General features: G+C 42.0%; 21 protein-coding genes. 8 read left to right on the top strand and 13 right to left on the bottom strand.

Annotated elements, in window-relative coordinates; all coding sequences use genetic code 11:
* The first annotated feature begins 108 nt into the window (after positions 1–108).
* The 8 genes from AB6811_RS02895 to AB6811_RS02860 all read left to right on the top strand — a co-directional run bounded on the left by AB6811_RS02895 (position 109) and on the right by AB6811_RS02860 (position 6,597).
* Positions 109–1,002, top strand: coding sequence for a hypothetical protein (locus AB6811_RS02895; RefSeq protein WP_369488868.1), 894 nt, complete (start codon positions 109–111; stop codon positions 1,000–1,002).
* Positions 999–1,907: a sulfotransferase gene (locus AB6811_RS02890; protein ID WP_369488866.1), complete on the top strand. Its 909-nt coding sequence runs from the start codon at positions 999–1,001 to the stop codon at positions 1,905–1,907. The genes AB6811_RS02895 and AB6811_RS02890 overlap by 4 nt, the downstream gene beginning before the upstream one ends.
* A gap of 104 nt (positions 1,908–2,011) precedes the next feature.
* Positions 2,012–3,256 (top strand): sigma-54 interaction domain-containing protein, encoded by a 1,245-nt coding sequence (locus AB6811_RS02885; protein WP_369488864.1) that lies wholly within the window; start codon positions 2,012–2,014, stop codon positions 3,254–3,256.
* Positions 3,257–3,258: 2 nt separating this feature from the next.
* On the top strand, positions 3,259–3,774 hold the full coding sequence (locus AB6811_RS02880) for an LptE family protein (protein ID WP_369488863.1): 516 nt from the start codon (positions 3,259–3,261) through the stop codon (positions 3,772–3,774).
* Between the two features lie 3 nt (positions 3,775–3,777).
* Complete coding sequence (locus AB6811_RS02875) at positions 3,778–4,578, top strand: DUF8458 domain-containing protein (RefSeq protein ID WP_369488861.1); 801 nt, start codon at positions 3,778–3,780, stop codon at positions 4,576–4,578.
* A 24-nt stretch (positions 4,579–4,602) separates the two neighbouring features.
* On the top strand, positions 4,603–4,932 hold the full coding sequence (secG, locus tag AB6811_RS02870) for a preprotein translocase subunit SecG (RefSeq protein WP_369488859.1): 330 nt from the start codon (positions 4,603–4,605) through the stop codon (positions 4,930–4,932).
* Between the two features lie 30 nt (positions 4,933–4,962).
* Entirely contained in the window at positions 4,963–5,391 is a 429-nt protein-coding gene (locus AB6811_RS02865) for a DUF1573 domain-containing protein (protein ID WP_369488857.1), read from the top strand.
* A gap of 6 nt (positions 5,392–5,397) precedes the next feature.
* Positions 5,398–6,597 (top strand): pyridoxal phosphate-dependent aminotransferase, encoded by a 1,200-nt coding sequence (locus AB6811_RS02860; RefSeq protein ID WP_369488855.1) that lies wholly within the window; start codon positions 5,398–5,400, stop codon positions 6,595–6,597.
* A 46-nt stretch (positions 6,598–6,643) separates the two neighbouring features.
* Here AB6811_RS02860 and ruvC read toward each other — a convergent pair whose 3' ends face one another.
* The 13 genes from ruvC to AB6811_RS02795 all read right to left on the bottom strand — a co-directional run bounded on the left by ruvC (position 6,644) and on the right by AB6811_RS02795 (position 15,418).
* Entirely contained in the window at positions 6,644–7,198 is a 555-nt protein-coding gene (gene ruvC / locus AB6811_RS02855; protein WP_369488853.1) for a crossover junction endodeoxyribonuclease RuvC, read from the bottom strand.
* A 138-nt stretch (positions 7,199–7,336) separates the two neighbouring features.
* Positions 7,337–8,590, bottom strand: a complete 1,254-nt coding sequence (locus AB6811_RS02850) for a S41 family peptidase (protein WP_369488851.1) — start codon at positions 8,588–8,590, stop codon at positions 7,337–7,339.
* Positions 8,577–9,488, bottom strand: coding sequence for a DMT family transporter (locus AB6811_RS02845; RefSeq protein ID WP_369488849.1), 912 nt, complete (start codon positions 9,486–9,488; stop codon positions 8,577–8,579). Before AB6811_RS02845 ends, AB6811_RS02850 begins: the two co-directional genes overlap by 14 nt.
* Positions 9,489–9,501: 13 nt before the next feature.
* Positions 9,502–9,816, bottom strand: coding sequence for an SUF system Fe-S cluster assembly protein (locus AB6811_RS02840; RefSeq protein ID WP_369488846.1), 315 nt, complete (start codon positions 9,814–9,816; stop codon positions 9,502–9,504).
* Positions 9,817–9,865: 49 nt separating this feature from the next.
* Positions 9,866–10,288, bottom strand: a complete 423-nt coding sequence (locus AB6811_RS02835; RefSeq protein ID WP_369488844.1) for a SufE family protein — start codon at positions 10,286–10,288, stop codon at positions 9,866–9,868.
* A 99-nt stretch (positions 10,289–10,387) separates the two neighbouring features.
* On the bottom strand, positions 10,388–10,795 hold the full coding sequence (locus AB6811_RS02830) for a SiaC family regulatory phosphoprotein (protein WP_369488843.1): 408 nt from the start codon (positions 10,793–10,795) through the stop codon (positions 10,388–10,390).
* Positions 10,796–10,863: 68 nt separating this feature from the next.
* The gene (locus tag AB6811_RS02825; protein ID WP_369488841.1) at positions 10,864–11,307 is read right to left on the bottom strand and encodes a hypothetical protein; all 444 of its coding nucleotides are present in this window, start codon (positions 11,305–11,307) and stop codon (positions 10,864–10,866) included.
* On the bottom strand, positions 11,304–11,741 hold the full coding sequence (locus tag AB6811_RS02820) for a hypothetical protein (protein ID WP_369488839.1): 438 nt from the start codon (positions 11,739–11,741) through the stop codon (positions 11,304–11,306). Before AB6811_RS02820 ends, AB6811_RS02825 begins: the two co-directional genes overlap by 4 nt.
* 70 nt (positions 11,742–11,811) lie before the next feature.
* Positions 11,812–12,360 carry an RNA polymerase sigma factor gene (locus tag AB6811_RS02815; protein ID WP_369488837.1) on the bottom strand — a complete coding sequence of 183 codons (549 nt, stop codon included), beginning with the start codon at positions 12,358–12,360 and terminating at the stop codon, positions 11,812–11,814.
* 15 nt (positions 12,361–12,375) lie between these two features.
* Entirely contained in the window at positions 12,376–13,326 is a 951-nt protein-coding gene (locus AB6811_RS02810; protein WP_369488836.1) for a transketolase family protein, read from the bottom strand.
* 100 nt (positions 13,327–13,426) lie between these two features.
* Positions 13,427–13,828 (bottom strand): methylglyoxal synthase, encoded by a 402-nt coding sequence (locus AB6811_RS02805; protein WP_369488834.1) that lies wholly within the window; start codon positions 13,826–13,828, stop codon positions 13,427–13,429.
* Between the two features lie 32 nt (positions 13,829–13,860).
* A complete protein-coding gene (locus tag AB6811_RS02800) occupies positions 13,861–14,706 on the bottom strand; it encodes a transketolase (RefSeq protein WP_369488832.1) in 846 nt (281 codons plus the stop codon).
* A 496-nt stretch (positions 14,707–15,202) separates the two neighbouring features.
* Positions 15,203–15,418 carry a hypothetical protein gene (locus AB6811_RS02795; protein WP_369488830.1) on the bottom strand — a complete coding sequence of 72 codons (216 nt, stop codon included), beginning with the start codon at positions 15,416–15,418 and terminating at the stop codon, positions 15,203–15,205.
* Positions 15,419–15,456 lie beyond the last annotated feature (38 nt).

Raw genomic sequence — 15,456 nt, 5'->3', positions numbered from 1 at the left:
TAGGTTACAAAACTATTTCAAAAATAGGAATTAAATCAATATTTATACGTAAAGAAACATATATTGTAATAGCAGTAAGACTATATTTACATAAAAAAACATTTTAAGGTGACAAGCATATTAATTCATATAGGTTATCCGAAAACAGCCACCACCTGGTTGCAGGACATTTTTTTTCCAAAAATTCTCAATTACCATTATGTATCATGGCGCGAAGCCAATCGATTAATCTATAATTCCAGTTGCTTTGCTTACAATTCCGAAAGAGTTCGAGATGAGTTTTTTAAGAATAAAGGTGCTAACCTTTTAGTAAGCTCTGAGTTTTTTTCAACTGCAATAAACTCTGGTTTTAATTATGGGTATTTTTCATATGGAATTTCCCATAAATTAAAAGAAACATTTCCTGATGCTACTATTATAATATTTATACGCCGTCAGCAATCGCTTATTCCATCGGCATACCAGCAGTATATTAAAAACGGCGGGACATATAGCTTTAAGCGTTGGTTGTATTCAGGCGAGGTTTTCAGCTTTGAACATCTGATTTATAGTAAGCTTATTGAGCATTATATTAAGCTATTTGGCAGCAATCAGGTAAAGGTTTTCCTGTATGAGGATTTTAAGATGAACAACAGGAAATTCATGGAAAAATTTTGCCAGGAATTTGGTTTTGTGGTTGATTGGGATAGCATTAGCTACACACCCACCAACAGGGGTTTAAGGCGTTTTTGTATGCCCCTAATTAAGATGGTCAATCATTTTTACAAGAAACCGGTGGGTCGTAAACGATTTATATGTCACATACCAGGTATGACAACCGTTGGCCGTGGGGTTATTAAGTACCTTAACCCAATGCCCGTTTTCGGACGATACCTGAACGAGGATGATTTTCTGAGCAAAAAAGATTTGGAGTATATCAAAAATTTTTACAGCCAGCATAATCGTGAGCTTACAAGCTATTTCGATAAACAGGTGCTGGAAAACTTTGGCTATTACCTATGACCGCCTCAATTTTACATATTGGTTACCCAAAAACTGCAACCAAATGGTTCCAGGAGGAGTTTTACTCCAAATTAACAGATATTTATTTTTTAAAAAGAACTGATGTTTTTAACAGGTTTGTTTTTACTGATGTTTTCTCCTTTTCGCCTGACCAATTCAAAGGGTGGTTAGCTCCTGACTCTGGCAGCAAAAGGGTTGTGATTTGCGATGAGATTCTTGTTGGGGGGTTGGATATCGGTTTTGGAAATGGAGAGTTTGCCAAGCTAATGTCGGAAAGGCTCCACAAGGTTTTGCCCGATTCGCAGGTGATTGTTTTTATACGAAACCAACATACAGCGCTTGAGTCAGCCTATAGCCATTACATAATGGCCGGGGGTACATACTCTCCTTCACGTTTTTTGGGGATTAAACCGATGTTCAACAAGCCATTTATGGCCTACCATCTTTTTAACCCAAAACTCTTTGATTATAGTAAGCTGATAGAGCATTACATCGCACTTTTTGGGAAGGATAAGGTTCATGTTTTTCTCTACGAGGATTTTGCTGAAAACCCCGAGCGGTTCACTGCTCATTTTTGCAGCAGGTTGCAGCTTGAGTTCCCGGAAAATCTCTCATACAAAAGAGTAAACATGCGTTACTCGTGGCTGGCATTGCAAAAGCAACGTTTCCTTAACCGGTTTACACTTGGCAATACTCCTTATAAGCAGTATTTTCTTAATATTCCCTGTTTATACAGGTATTCAAGACTAATAACCCTTGCCATTGATAGGCACTTTAGTTTTCCTAGGTTTAAGTTTGATAGAGAGGTTCATAAATGGATTGAATCGCGGTTCAGGGAGTCGAACCAATCATTATCCCAATGGGTTGACAGTAAAAGGTTAAGGCATTGGGGCTATCCGCTTTAGTTTATGCCATATTTAGTGAAACCCAACAAACTTTCACATAAAATCTCGCCATTGTGTGGCAGAGCTCATGAAAAATATGTAATTTTGTCAGTTAACAAGTAAAAATGGAAGTCCAAAGTATTAAGCAACGGTTTGGAATAATTGGTAACTCGCCGGCTTTGAATAGGGCAATTGATATAGCCCGGCAGGTTGCCCCTACTGACCTATCGGTACTTATTACCGGCGAGAGCGGTACCGGAAAGGAGGTTTTTCCGCAAATCATTCATGGCTACAGCGCTCGCAAGCACGGAGCATATATTGCGGTTAACTGCGGTGCCATTCCCGAGGGTACAATCGATTCGGAGCTATTTGGACACGAAAAGGGCGCTTTTACTGGTGCAACCGATAGCCGTAAGGGCTACTTTGAGGTTGCCGATGGCGGCACCATTTTTCTCGATGAAGTTGGTGAATTGCCCTTATCCACGCAGGTTCGACTTCTTAGGGTTTTGGAAACAGGCGAGTTCATTCGTGTAGGCTCTTCAAAGGTTCAAAAGACCAACGTGCGTGTAGTTGCCGCAACTAACGTAAATCTTGTTGATGCAATAGCTGAAAACAAGTTCCGCGAGGACTTATATTACCGCTTGAATACGGTGCCCATTTTTATTCCGCCATTACGCGAGAGGCAAGAGGATATTCCTTTGCTTTTCCGCAAGTTTGCAACCGATTTTGCTGAAAAGTATCGGATGCCAGCAATTGCACTCGACGATGAGGCTCGTAAGGTTCTAATTTCATACTACTGGCCAGGAAATGTCCGCCAGCTCAAGAATGTAACAGAGCAAATTTCGATAATTGAGCAGAAAAGGGTAATCGATTCTGAAACGCTTTTACGTTATCTTCCTGATTATAACGCTTCGCGCCTGCCAACCCTTTACCACAAAAAGGGTGTTGTTGATGAGCAAACCTTTGCCACAGAGCGGGAAATACTCTACAAGATACTTTACGACATGCGCAGCGACATGAATGAGCTGAAGAAGCTTGTGTTCGATCTCATGCGCAACGGCGTGGTTTCGCCTGAGCACGTTCGTTCATCGCCTGTATTTCAGGATTTAGGCGTTACGCATGTCGATCCAATTATCTCATCGGCACCTGCTCGTGGTACGGAAACAAAGTCGTTTGTTAAGGATTTAAATGATATTCAGGATACTGAGGAAATTCAGGAGGAAACCCTCTCGTTGGAGGAAAAGGAGAAGGAGTTGATAGTTAAGGCACTTGAAAAGCATAATGGTCGACGAAAATGGGCTGCCATGGAGTTGGGAATTTCAGAACGCACGCTTTACCGAAAAATTAAGGAGTACAATATTAACCTTTGATTATGTCCAAGAAAAAGTTCATTATACCGCTAATTTTAGTATTCACATTGATCTCGCAGAATAGCTGCAAGGTGAGCTATAGCTTTACTGGGGCATCAATACCCCCTGAGGCCAAAACATATAGCGTTCAGCTCTTCCAGAACCTTGCAAGCATTGTAAACCCAACCTTGGCCAACTATATTACCGAGGAGTTAAAAAATAGATTTTTAACCCAAACCCGTTTAACACCGGTTGCCGATTTTGGCGATTTTGCCTTTTCCGGCCAGATTGTAACCTACGATGTTTCGCCAACGGCTATTCAGGGCAATGAGATTGCTGCTCAAAACCGGCTAACCATTGCTGTTAAGGTGAAATTTGTAAACGCCATTGACCCAAAACAAAGTTTTGACAAAACATTTTCGCAATACGCTGTATTTAGTAGCAGCCAGAATTTCTCCCAGGTGGAGCAGGCGCTGGTTCAGGAGATAGTTGAAAAGCTAATCGACGATATTTTTAATGCAGCGGCATCAAACTGGTAAGCCATGGACAAGCAAAGTTTATTCAGCCTACTGGAAAAGGGTAGTAAACGAGAACAAATCAACACAAACGAGCTGGTTGAGCTGGTAAACAGGTACCCTTACTTTAACGCTGCGCGTTCAGCATTACTCCAGCAAATGTTCATTTCCAATGCTGAACATTTCAAAATCGAGCTGCCCAAGCATGCCCTTTTTATCCCTGACCGCCGATATTTTGCAATGCTAATCTCGAATCTGCAAAACACCAGCACAAACATTCAAGCCGATGATAGGGTTGAAGCAGTTAACGTTAATCCTATTTCAGAGGTAAAGGATGAGGTTAAACCCGCTCCCGAAACTTTGCCCAAAACGCCCAAAAAGCGTGGACGGCCGCGTAAGAAAACAGACGACACCAATAGCACCCTTGAGTTACTTGAGAGCGGGGAACAGCCAACAAAAACCATTATTACTGAAAGCAAGCCCTTGCAAACCGATGATACTGACATTCTTGAACTTATTGAAAATGGCAATGAGTCAGGTATTGAGCCGGTTGATTTAATTGAGAAGTTTATTGCTGAGCAACCTACAATTCCGCGTCCTGCTACTCCGCAAAGGGGTTCCGACACCGGTGAGGTTGTAGATATCTCCGTAAATTCCGTTATTGAGCCCGACGAACTTGCAACGGAAACACTTGCTGAGATTTATGCCCTCCAGGGGTATATTGATAAAGCTATTTCGGTTTATGAGAAATTACGTTTGAAATATCCAGAAAAAAGTAGTTACTTTGCCGATCAAATTCAAAAGCTTAAAAAGCAACAACAAGGATAGTTAAACTATAAATTACCATAAGCGATGTTTACATTTATAATGACATTTGTAGTGATAGTATCAATTTTACTGATACTTATCGTTTTAGCCCAGAACCCCAAAGGGGGAGGGTTGGCATCAAACTTTGCCGGATCGAACCAGATAATGGGTGTACGCCGCACTGCCGATTTTCTTGAAAAAGCTACATGGACATTGGCCATTGCACTAGTAGTACTCAGCTTTCTGGCAACCATCACCATGCCAAAGCCTGAGGTTGAACAAAAATCGGCTATTGAGTCCAAGGTAAAGGAAACTCAACCCAGCGCTCTACCAAACTTCCCAATGCCAACTGAACAAACAGATAGCGTAAAGTAAGTTACGCCTTTTAAAAACATTGCTTTTGCAATGAAAAAAATATTTTTTGCAATACTTTTGGGCTCAACCTCATTATGGGGCTGGGCCCAAAATGTTTTAGACAGTGCTGCTGCAAACCCTTCAATCCGCTTTACCACTACTGAAATTGACTACGGATCAATTTCACAGAATTCCAACGGCGAACGCGTATTTGAGTTTACAAACAACGGCTCAAAGCCATTAATACTTACTAATGTGGCAGCGTCATGTGGGTGCACTGCAACTGAGTGGCCCCGGGAGCCCATAAAACCAAATGAAAAGGGTTCAATCACCGTAAAGTACAATACTTCAATTACGGGAACTTTTAGGAAAAGCATCAGGGTGTTTACCAATTCAAGTCCTGAGCCAATCCTACTAATCATAAAGGGTGAAATTAAACCAAGTCATAGCGATAATTATCAAAAGGAAAACCAAAAATAGTTAACCATGCCAAAGATTTCGGAAAAAGGATTAGCCATGCCAGCTTCGCCCATTCGTAAGCTGGTACCCTATGCAGAGGAAGCAAAACGTAAGGGGCGAAAAGTTTACCATCTAAACATCGGCCAACCCGACATACCCACCCCACAGGTAGCACTCGATGCTGTTAAGAGTACCGATTTGAAGGTTATTGAGTATAGCCATTCGGCAGGTATTGAAAGCTATAGGAGAGGGCTTGCCAAGTATTATCAAGGTTTAGGCATCGATATCACCCACAACGATATGATTATTACCACCGGGGGGTCGGAGGCCATTACCATTGCCTTCATGACCTGTTTGAATCCGGGCGATGAGGTTATTATACCTGAACCTTTCTATGCCAACTACAACGGATTTGCCGTTCAGGCAGGCGTAGTTGTTAAACCAATTGTTTCCAGGATAGAGAACGATTTTGCGCTACCCCCCGTTGAGGAGTTTGAGAAGCTTATTACCCCTAGGACTAAAGGTATTGTAATTTGCAACCCCAATAATCCAACGGGTTACCTCTACTCAAGGGAAGAGCTGGAGCAGCTTGCAACCATTGTAAAGAAACACGACCTTTACCTTTTCTCCGATGAGGTTTACCGTGAATTCTGCTATGATGGCATTACTCATTACTCTGCCATGATGCTTAAGGGGCTTGAGAACAATGTTGTCCTAATGGATTCGGTTTCAAAGCGCTACAGCATGTGCGGAGTTCGAATAGGTGCACTTATTACCCGCAACAAAGAGGTTATTGCTGCTGCCATGAAGTTTGCTCAGGCACGTCTTTCGCCCCCATCGTTCGGTCAAATTGCTGCCGAAGCAGCACTTAATACTCCAACCGAGTATTTCAAGGAGGTTTACGATGAGTACATCAAGCGACGCAACTTTATGGTAGAGGCGCTAAACAAGATGGATGGCGTATACTGTCCAAAGCCTAAAGGTGCTTTCTACACAGTTGTTCGCTTACCAATTGACGATAGCGATAAGTTTGCACAGTGGCTGCTTGAACATTTTGAGCATAAAAACCAAACGGTAATGCTTGCTCCTGCAACCGGATTTTACTCAACCCCAGGTCTTGGGAAGAACGAGGTGCGTATAGCTTACGTGCTTAATGTTGATGATCTCCGCAATGCCATGGAATGCTTGGAGGTTGCACTAAAGCAATACCCGGGTAGAACCATATAAAATTTGAGTACAGAAAAAAAGACCCCGATTTTTTCGGGGTCTTTTACTATTTGTCTTTAACTCGTCCCGGATTTTTTCTAATAAATTCCTCCCAGCTGGAGACTCTGCTTTCGGTTTCGTTCTGTTCACCTTGGAAAAAGTGACAAACCGCAGCTGCTAAACCATCGGTTGCATCAAGGTATTCACTATCAAAAGCTTTTTCGCCAAGTATATTTTTAAGCATAGCCGCCACCTGCTCTTTGGATGCACTACCCACACCCGTAATGGCCATTTTGATTTTACGCGGAGCGTACTCATATATGGGTATTGAGCGCGAAAGAACAGCAGCCATGGCTACTCCCTGTGCCCGTCCAAGCTTTAGCATGCTTTGAACATTCTTGCCGTAAAAGGGAGCCTCAATGGCTACCTCATTAGGCTTGTATTCATCAACCAGATGTTGCACCCGTTCATATATCACCTTTAGCTTTGTGTAGTGATCGCGGTATTTTGACAGTTCAATAACACCTAACACAACCAGTTTAGCATTATTTCGACCGCTACACCGAATTATACCATAACCCAATACATTTGTGCCGGGATCGATACCGAGTATGGTACGCATAATTTAAAGGTTAAAGGTTATATAATAAAGGCTAAAGGATAAAGGCTAAAGGATAAAGGTTAAAAGTTAAGGGTAAAAGGATAAAGAAAAAAATCAAAGATATAATTGGATTCCTTCCATACCAAAGATTTTAGTGGGTTACCAAGCGCCAATTTCTTCGTATAGTCCCTTCCCTGTTATCGGTTGAGCTGTTACATAACTTTTTGTTACTGCCTTTGTTCCAAGTCCAAGGTAGTTGAGTGCACTATTCAGGCTACTTTCAGTAACCTCTCCAAAAGGTGTAAATATATCATCGGCAGCTTCAACGGTTACGGGAATACCATCGTAGTAATCGCCCTCATTGTTGGAGTTCCTTATGCTGAAGCATACCGGTACAATTGCCCAGTCGATACTTGGATCGTTAAACTGGAATGTGTACATTCCAACCGGTTTCCCGTGTGTTTTGCTTCCTACTAACACAACATCCATATGGGGTTTTAGCGCATTTATTACCAATTCGCTTGCCGATGCCGTGCTGCTGGTAGTAATGAATACCGCACGTTGAATTTCTAAGGAGTACTGATTGGTTGAAAAGTACAGGTAACTATTCTTGTCGGAATGTTTGTTATTATGAATGTACTGCCCAAAAACCCTACCAAATGCAATACTACCACCAATAAGATTTCCTAAAAGTTGCGAAACATTTACCTGGCCGCCGTTATTATAGCGCAGGTCACAGATTAGCTCGCTTACGCCGGCATTTTTAAATTTCTGAAATACTGTTTCAAGCTCAGTGGCAGTTTTTTCAATAAACCCTTTCAGAACAAAGTAGCCAACCTTTTTCCCGTTAATGGTGTAAACGCTATCCATCAGCACCGTATTCATTTCAATTTGGGCTTTACTAAAAGTATGCTGAGTCGTTTGCCCTGAGGGCGATTTGAACACAAAGGTTTTAGTAACACCAACCTCCGATGGGCCAATTAGTGAGGTGTAGTTATCGGGGGTTGGGGTTTGCCCATCGATACTAACAATTTCCCATCCTCTACCAATACCATTAGCATAAAGTGGCGATGTGTTGAAAACAAATGTAATAATTAGCTTATTGTCAGCTGTAAATGCACTACCAAATCCAAAGCCTATATATGCGGCTTGTTTATAGTAGGCATCAAGTTCCTGCTTAGTGGTAACGTAGCTCCAACGGTCGGGAGGGTTAACCCGGATGGCTTTTACCAGCTCAACGGGGTCAGGATAGCTGTTGGGATCAACATTGGGCAACTGGTCGTACCAGTAGTACCAATCCTTCATGAGGTTGTAAACCTCTTTATTAACATTTACTTTTTGCTCGTCATCCTCGCACGATGTAAATGCTGCTAATCCTAATAAAAGGAGGATTGCTAGTTTAAATCGGTTCATCTTTAATATCCTTTTTAGAAAAAAGTTGTTGAAATACAATGGCACCAATAATAACTATAAGGCCTACTAGAGTAGTCCATACTATCTTTTCGCGGAGCACCAGGCTCACAAATACTAACGCAACGAACGGAACAAGATACGAAAAATTGCCTAATCGGGCTGTGTTTGTTGCGCTATTAAGTGCTTTTAGCCAAAGCACAAACGTAATGCCCATTTCAAATGCTCCAATGTAAACGGATGCGGCTAAAGCGTTCAGATTAAAAACTGGTAAATCCCTTGTTGCTGCCATGTAAAGCAGGGTGAGAACCGTAGCTAAAGCAAAACTTATAAACAGTTTAACCTCTTCAGGGCGATGCTTATCGTACATGTTGACAATCCAAAAGCTAGCCCAAATTACCGAACTCCCTACTGCCAGTAGAACTCCCAGCGGATTAGATTTTGCAAAAATATTGATATTGCCTTGCGACGATATGAACGCAACGCCAATTAAGCTGACTAGTAATGCAATTATATCAGTAAACCTAATAGGGTGCTTTAGTAGTAATGCCGCCAAAACAACCAGAACTATTGGCCAAATGTAATTTAGGGGTTGAGCAACCTGAGCTGGTAAAAGGCTGTAGGCCTTAAAAAGCACAAGGTAGTATAGGAAAGGATTTAATACCGATTCGGCAAGCGAGTAAAGTATCTCCTTTTTGCTGGTGAATTTTAATAGCGGTAGTTTTTTTTGAAATGCTAAAAAAACAAACAGTATAACACTGGCCGAAAGCGATGACCAAAAAAGCAGATGAACCGGTTCTGTATGACCTAACCCGATTTTAAAAGCTGTGGCCGATGTGCCCCAAAAGAGAACTACAAACGATGCCAGAAAGTAAGCACGGCCTTGGCTTTTCTTTTCCATTTTATACCGATGGTTATAGAAAGCCAAGTTCCAGCATAGCTTCGTCGCTCATACGGCTTTTATCCCAGGGAGGGTCAAAGGTTAAGCGTACCTCTACATCGGTTACCCCATCAATTTTTGAAATCTTTTCCTGAACCTCTTCAACTACCTGATCGGCAAGCGGGCAGTTAGGAGCAGTAAGAGTCATGGTTATGGTAACCTTACGATTATCGTCAACATCAACCTCGTAAATTAACCCTAAATCGTAAATGTTAACCGGTATTTCAGGGTCGTGAATGCCCTTGAGGGTTTTGACAATATCGGTTTGAATTTCGAGTTCGTCGCGCATATCTATTTTTTTATAAGAAACAGCTTTTGTTTCATAAGGTTTAACCGGTTCACTCCGCTTTTGCCTTAAAAGCAAGGGCATACATACGCATTTGCTTTACCATTGCAACAAGTCCGTTGCTACGGGTAGGGGAAAGGTTTTCCTTCAAGCCAATTTTGTCGATAAAGTAAAGCTCAGCATTAAGAATCTCATCGGGGGTGCGGCCCGAGAGAACTTTTATTAGCAGCGCAACAATTCCTTTGGTGATTATGGCATCGCTATCGGCAGTAAAGTAGATTTTTCCATCGCGCAGCTCTGCATCGAGCCAAACCTTGCTTTGGCAGCCTTGTATAAGGTACTGTTCTGTCCGCTTGCGCTCATCTATAGGCGGCAAGTCCTTGCCATACTCTATGAGCTGTTGGTAGCGATCCATCCAGTCGTCGAAAACGCTGAATTCCTCAACTATTGCGTCCTGAATCTCGTTAATTGACATTTCTATTTTTTTTAGCAAATATAAGCAGTTTCCGCTTTGGAACGAAAAACAGCAAAGCGGTTAAACTTTGCTGTAACGTATTATACTGATGCTAATTTCTTAGTTGATTTCCACCAACTCAATGGGGATTCGGAGTGCCATACTTAGATCTTTTCCCCATTCCTTCATGTCCAGATCCTCATTCTCGTAGTGGCAAATAACCTTAACGGACATCCCGTTGATGTGAAGTTCCTCAAGGTACTTCAGTAGCTTCCCAAGGTGATGTTCTGAGCATCCGTTAATAAAGGTTAGGTAGAACTCAACGGTTATATTTTGTGGGGTGTAGGTTGTAACGTAGCTCTGTAGCCAACGATGTATTGGTGCAAGAAATGATTGGGGATCGCTAGGGATCAGGTTGCCCACCATCATTATTCGTCCTGAACTCTTTTCACATTTAATTTCAGGTGTTTCAGTTGTTGCCGGAATAAACAAATCAACCAATTCAGTCACTTTCTCCTCGTTTACCATTACCTCAAAAGAATTAACATGTAACCCGACAAATGTAAAAAAAAGTTAAAAACTTATGATGTTTATAACTATTTTTTTGTTTCCTGAACTTTTTGAAGCAGGTAATTCTTGAACTCGTAGTTGGATTGGTACAGAAGCATAACCTTCTTGGGTGGGAGTATTTGAAGGAGTAGCTTGTTATACTCTGCTATTAGATCCGATTCTCTTTTTTGGGACTCCACATATCTATTTGCATAATCAACAGCTTCCTTATCGGTTATGTTGTTTATGTTTTGGATAAAGTCATCGGCAAGCTTGCGACGGTCGTTAAGTATTTTATTCTTTTTCTTCCAGTACTCATCGTATAAAGGCCAAAACTTTTTGGCTTCATCCTGGGTTAAATCGAGCTTTTTGGTCAAAAAAGCGACCTTTTCGGCCTTAAGGGCTTTCTCGGTATCGTCGGTTTGTGAGAAAGCCTTTGCCCCCAGGGCTATAAATATAAAAACGATTAGTATCCTAAAGAGCTGCCTCATGGTTTAATTTCTTTCTTTTCGTCAATAATTGTTATGCAGTTGCTGCTCCTAACATATAGCCTGTGGGGAATTTCGTTGTAAACCTCTTTAAGGCTATCGGTTTTCTTTTTCTGTTCAATGGCCTTGTAAAGGTCGATATCGTCGAACTCATAAATGGTTCGGCTTACAATTTCAACGTAATCAGTTTTAACGGCCTTTTTATCAGCCATAAGTGGGCGAGCCATGTAATAACCCAAATAGCTTAGCAAAGCCATGAAAGCAAATCCGGCAGCAAATGCCAGCTGCGATTTAAGGGTTACCCAACGGCCTTTTGGTTCGTGCTGTGTTTCGGTAGCTGCAATGCGCTCCTGTACCCTTAGAGGTAGGGTATCAAAGTAGCCTTCCGGTACCTTAAAGGGTAACTTTTTGTTGAATTTTTCCTCCATGCTTTTCATAATCAATCTCCTTCCAAATGCGCTATTGCTATATCTCTCTAAAACTATGATAGTATGTTTAGGTATAGGTTTAATCCTCCTCTAAAAATTTTTCAATTTTTTTAACTGCATGATGGAACGAAGCCTTAAGCGCACCAACGGAGGTGCCAAGGATTTCAGAAATTTCTTCGTACTTCATCTCCTCAAAATACTTCATATTAAAGACCAAGCGCTGTTTCTCAGGCAGTTTAAGGAGTGCCTTCTGTAACTTGAGTGCTGTGCTGTCGCCATCAATAAAGGGATCGCCCTCAAGGGTTCGTGCAAGCTGTTGTTCCACATCAACAATGGGGAGGAGCAATTTTGTACGTTTCTTCTTCAGAAACGTTAATGCCTCGTTGGTGGCAATTCGGTATAACCAGGTAAAGAGCTGGGAATCTTCCCGAAAGTTCTCCAGCCCGCCCCATACCTTAAGGAAAGTATTTTGAATAACATCGTCGGCATCGTCGTGGCTAATAACAATTTTGCGGACTTGCCAGTATAGTCGTTCCTGATATTTCCTAACCAGCAAGTTAAAAGCGTAATGCTTCGTTTCGGGATTCCGAAACATTACGAGTAACTCGCTATCGGTATGGTTATCCATTCGTAAATGGTTATTTTACTTTCGTGCCAATACCTTTTGAGCAGCTTCAACGATATTAGGAGTATCGAGCCCGTATTTCACCAGTAGTTCTTCAGGTTTGCCACTCTCGCCAAAGGTATCGTTAACGGCAACCATTTCAACCGGTGTGGGCATTTTGCGTGCTAAAAGCTGTGCTATGCTATCGCCAAGACCTCCATTCATCATGTGCTCCTCGGCAGTTACAACGCAGCGTGTTTTGGAAACGGATTTCAGAACGGCTTCCTCATCGAGCGGCTTAATGGTATGGATATTAATAACCTCGGCTGAGATACCCTTTTGCTCAAGTATATCGGCTGCCTCAAGGGCTTTCCAAACCATATGGCCGGTGGCAAATATGGTAACATGGCTACCCTCAACCAGGAGTTGAGCCTTGCCAATTTCAAATTTCTGGTCGGCTGGGGTGAAGTTGGGTACTGCCGGACGCCCAAATCGTAGGTAAACCGGCCCCACATGGTCAGCAATGGCCAGCGTTGCGGCTTTGGTTTGGTTATAGTCGCAGGGGACAATAACGGTCATATTGGGAAGCATTTTCATCATCCCAATATCTTCCAGCATTTGGTGTGTTGCTCCGTCTTCGCCCAGCGTAAGGCCGGCGTGCGAAGCACAAATCTTAACGTTTTTGTTGGAGTAGGCTACAACCTGGCGAATTTGATCGTAAACCCTGCCGGTTGCAAAAGCGGCAAAGGTGCCGGCAAATGGAATTTTGCCACCAACGGTTAATCCGGCTGCAAGTCCAATCATGTTGGCCTCAGCAATTCCAACCTGAAAGAAACGATTGGGATTCTCCTTAATAAAATCGTCCATTTTAAGCGATCCAATAAGATCGGCACATAGCGCTACCACGTTGGGGTTAGTGCGTCCCAGCTCATGTAGTCCGGCTCCAAATCCGGAACGGGTGTCCTTATTTCCAGTCGAAGTATATTTCATTATGTTTTTTTGCTTTTGCTTTGTAACTGTAAAAATTGATTAATAAGCCATTACCCTTGTAGCTAGGGTTAACCTGATTCTAGTAAAGTGAAAAAGTTCTTTAGTCGATATTTCGTTTCATTCGCTCAATGGATTCCTTACGGATAAGACCAAGGATAACCAGTTCAGCTGTAGCTTTGTTGGTAGCAAGTGGAATGTTGTTCACATTACATGCTTCCAGCAAACGGCGGATATCCTCGTGGTGGGGTTGCACCACCTTATGGTCGCGCAAGAATATCACTATATCAATTTCACCTTTACCAATCATTTCCGTAATCTCATTATACCCGCCCGATTTTCCTGGGCTAAGGTGACGGCATTTAATGCCCTGTTCCTCTAGGAACTCAGCAGTTCTACCGGTTGCCAAAAGGTTTACACCCGGTAACCAGTCTTCATGCTCTTTCAGGAACCTGACAAGTTCAGGTTTTTTGGCATCGTGCGCAATTAGGGCAATGTTCTGCATAGCTTTGCTTTTTTATTTTTAATGACTAAAGCCTAAAAATCGCCAATTGTTTCAGGGAGTTGTGCCATAGCACGGGCAAACTCTTCGTCGTTGGGGGCCTTGCCATGCCATTTGTGCGTTCCCATCATAAAATCAACCCCCATACCCATTTCGGTTCGCATCAGTATGACAATGGGCTTACCTTGGCCAGTTTTGCTCTTAGCAAGAGCAAAGGTGGAAACGAGTTTTTCCATGTCGTTGCCATTGGTTTCCAGCACCTCCCAGCCAAACGATTCCCATTTAGCCTTTAGGTTGCCAAGGGTAACCACCTCATCAACCGGGCCGTCAATCTGTTTTCCGTTGTAGTCAACAGTAGCAATAAGGTTATCAATCTTTTTGGCAGCGGCAAAAAGGGCTGCTTCCCAAATCTGACCCTCCTGCAGCTCGCCATCGCCGTGCAGGGTGTAAACCAGATTTTTATCGCCATTAAGCTTTTTTGCCAGAGCAGCACCGCATGCAACCGAAAGGCCTTGCCCCAACGATCCCGAAGCCACGCGAATTCCGGGTAAGTGTTCAGCAGTGGTGGGGTGGCCCTGTAAACGTGAGTTGATTAATCGGAATGTTGATAGCTCTGAAACCTCAAAAAATCCACGGCGGGCAAGCACGCTGTACCACGCAGCCGATAGGTGACCATTCGACAAAAAGAAAACATCCTCACCGGTACCATCCATGGTAAAGTTTTTTGGATTGATGTTCATCACCTCAAAGTAGAGTGCGGTAAAGAAATCGGCGCAGCCAAGCGAACCTCCGGGGTGACCGCTTGCAGGTTTATGAACCATACGGATAACATCGCGGCGAACCTGTGCCGCCATTTTCTTAAGAAAATCAATATCTGCCATCAAAACTGTATTTACATGATAATTAACCGACAAAGGTAATACTTTTCTTCACTTAAAAGAAACTGCTTTCAGGTAAGGCGGAATTAGTACATTTAAGATTTGTTAAACTGAGATTGGTCAACGGAAATACTGAAAACATCTAAACAACTTTTTTCACTGACTAATTTTCTTAAAAATTAAAATCCCAGTTAAGATTTAACGTAATCAACTTCATTCAAATTATACTATTCCTACTCATTTCGACTCATTCATATAAACGTTTTGCTGCTAAGATACGTTGGGGAGTTCGGAGCAGCACTGTGGTCGTACGGTAAAGATAAAGCCAAATATACAAAAAACAAACTTATCTAACTGCTTACCCCAATGGAAATTAGCAATTGATGTGCTTTCGTGCATTCATTTTATCTGAAAGTCCGTAATAATTCTATTGGCTTTCTAAAAACAATTAACACTTTCCGTTTCGATAAGTTACAATGTTTTTATTCTCGATGAATAATCATTTGTGAGCATTCTTTTTGAAAAGTCTATACATTAAAACTATTAAGCCCAATGTGAATGAAATCTTCAGGAAATGTCTCATGGTTTGTCCAGTTGCTTTTCCAGCTTCAAATGCTGAAGTATATGTGCCGTTGTCAATGATTGTAAAAATAACTGATACAACAAATATTGCAAGGATAAATAAAGAAAAGTGAACTAATTTACTGCCTTTCATTTCATTGTTATTTTAGTGGTTTATAATTTATGGATATC

This window comes from Tenuifilum sp. 4138str (assembly GCF_041102575.1).
GTDB lineage: Bacteria > Bacteroidota > Bacteroidia > Bacteroidales > Tenuifilaceae > Tenuifilum > Tenuifilum osseticum.
Note: the sequence above shows the minus strand (reverse complement) of the source record. Positions and strands in the feature narration are given on the sequence as shown.